The organism is Xenorhabdus aichiensis (genome assembly GCF_028598775.1).
GTDB lineage: Bacteria > Pseudomonadota > Gammaproteobacteria > Enterobacterales > Enterobacteriaceae > Xenorhabdus > Xenorhabdus bovienii.
Genome location: NZ_JAQRFO010000100.1, coordinates 1 through 2481, shown reverse-complemented (window position 1 = coordinate 2481; position 2481 = coordinate 1). Strand labels below are relative to the sequence as shown.

4 protein-coding genes are annotated in these 2481 nt (G+C 44.6%); all 4 read left to right on the top strand.

Translation table 11 applies throughout. From position 1 onward, the window contains the following. The first annotated feature begins 154 nt into the window (after nt 1-154). From exoX to PSI22_RS20965, 4 genes are read left to right on the top strand one after another with little or no spacing between them, the layout of a single operon-like run. Entirely contained in the window at nt 155-820 is a 666-nt protein-coding gene (exoX, locus tag PSI22_RS20980) for an exodeoxyribonuclease X (protein WP_370689054.1), read from the top strand. A 5-nt stretch (nt 821-825) separates the two neighbouring features. Further along, a complete protein-coding gene (locus PSI22_RS20975; protein WP_273581421.1) occupies nt 826-1503 on the top strand; it encodes a DEAD/DEAH box helicase family protein in 678 nt (225 codons plus the stop codon). After that, entirely contained in the window at nt 1500-2090 is a 591-nt protein-coding gene (locus tag PSI22_RS20970) for a DUF669 domain-containing protein (RefSeq protein ID WP_273581420.1), read from the top strand. Before PSI22_RS20975 ends, PSI22_RS20970 begins: the two co-directional genes overlap by 4 nt. 29 nt (nt 2091-2119) lie before the next feature. Further along, nucleotides 2120-2293: a hypothetical protein gene (locus PSI22_RS20965; protein ID WP_273581419.1), complete on the top strand. Its 174-nt coding sequence runs from the start codon at nt 2120-2122 to the stop codon at nt 2291-2293. Nucleotides 2294-2481 lie beyond the last annotated feature (188 nt).

Below are 2481 nucleotides of genomic sequence, written 5' to 3'. Positions count from 1 at the left end.
CGCTACCCCAGCACATGGCAGAGGAACGCGCTAAATTAGAGCGTCAGGCGTGGCGGGATTATTACGCAACTCATCACATAGAATATGACCATTATAAGGGTCATTCACCGACCCGCCGTCATGGTGGCATCTGGACAGGAGATTAATTTTGACGATTTATAGAGTAGTGGATACAGAAACCTGTGACATGGACAGTGGGATTGTTGAGATAGCCAGTATTGATGTCGTGGATAACGTCATTGACTACACCACCCAGCAATCCCATTTCGTAGACCCTCAAAAACCCATCTCAATTAGCGCAATGGCTATTCACCATATTACCGATGAAATGGTGGCCGGATTTCCATTAATTACCAATGTCATTGAGAAATATAAGGGTGCTGATTTTTTGGTTGCGCATAATGCCGTTTTTGATTCACGGATGATGCCGAAAATGGATGCGCCGTTTATCTGCACATTAAAACTAGCAAAACGGTTATGGCCTGACATGGAGAGTCACAGTAACCAGTACCTACGCTATGCACTGAAACTGGATGTTTTTGTACCGGATGGGTTACATGCACACCGAGCGTTGTATGACTGTATTGTCACAGCCGCGTTATTTAAACGTATCAAGGATGAATCAGGTTGGTCTGACGAGGAAATGTTAGAAATCAGTAATCAGCCCTCATTGTTGCACAAGTTCAAGTTTGGGAAGCACAAAGGAATGACATTTGAAGAGGTCAATCAACTCAATCCTAGCTATTTCACATGGTTATTGAAGCAACCTGACCTTGATCCTGATGTTGAGTTCACAATCAATTATTGGTTAGCGAGGTAGTCAATATGGGAACCGCAACACTCATACTCGGTGAATCTGGCACAGGGAAGAGTGCCAGCCTACGCAACCTTAATCCAGAAAAGACATTGCTTATCCAGACGGTCAGGAAGCCGTTGCCGTTTCGTTCCGCATCATGGAAGCCCTTTAATAAAGAAAACCCTGCTGGAGCCATTTGCACTACGGATAATTGGCAGCAAGTCATAGCCGTGATTAAGGCAGCCCCCAAGCATGGTAAGACAACTATCATCGTTGATGACTTTCAATACCTGATGGCTAATGAATTTATGCGCCGTTCGGAAGAAAAGTCCTTCGACAAATTCACAGAAATAGGCTCTCACGCATGGAACGTGATTGATAACGCCATCAGACAAATGCCAGACAATTTACGGATCTACTTCCTCTCTCACACGGAAGAAACCCAGATGGGGAAAGTGAAGATGAAAACCATCGGTAAGATGCTGGATGAGAAAATAACGGTAGAAGGAATGTTCACTATCGTACTGAAAACACTGGTCAAGGATGGACGCTATCTATTCACCACCCAAAACAACGGATTCGATACCGTCAAGTCCCCAATGGGACTGTTTGACTCATTCGAAATCGAAAACGACCTGAAAACCGTAGATGACGCTATTTGTGAGTACTACGACCTAGAAACCCACACAGAGGAAGCAACTATATGAACAATGTTATTTTTACCTACGACCAAGAATCAGCAATGAGCGCCGGACAGGGAGGTTTTATAAATGAAAGTGGTGCATATGTTATCACCATCAACGAAGCAAAACTGACCACGGCCCAATCTGGCGCTGAGTTTATTGAGTTCTCTGGTGAGACGGATGACGGTCGCAAAGTCAGCTACCTGAGTATTTGCTGCAAGAAAAAAGACAGCTCACCCAATACATTTGGGGTCAGTATGATACAGGCCATCATGGGTTGTTGTGGACTTCGTCAGATAACTAGCCATATGGTTTCTGTTAATAACCTGATTGCACCAGAATTCACAGGTAAGCGCGTTGGACTGGTACTGCAAAAGATACTCAGGACAAAAACAAACGGTGACGATACTTACGGAATGGATATCCGTATCCCGTTCTATGCTGATACTCGCCAGACCATTGCTGAAAAGGCTGAAAGTAAACCTGCAACAACCATCGATAAAATGGTATCCGGCTTGAAAGATAAGGATGACAGAAAGTCAGTTAACTCACAATCTCACGCGCAGCAGGGAATTCCACCCACAGATTGGAATGACGAGATCCCATTCTAGGATTTACCTCATTTAGAGAGTTAATCCCAATGACAAACAAAATGAGTTTTGACGACTGGTATCAGACGCTGGTAGATATTGCGTTTGAGAATAATGGCAGCGTTGCAGATATTGATGCGTGGCGCTCGGAATATGAGGCAGGGAAAACGCCATTAGCCGCGTGGCTAGACGAAAATCCCCCTCTCATTAACCAATCCAAATAGAAACATCTAACCCCACGGGAACAATCATGGACATGTACATCACCATACGAACGAACCGTGTCGGCTCTGACACAGAACTACCCCTCGGTTATACAGAGAGCGACTGGGAACAAATGTCATGGGATGAACAATCGGTCGTTATTTCTGCCGTTATTACTGAAAACATCGATTATTCAATCCACGCCAGA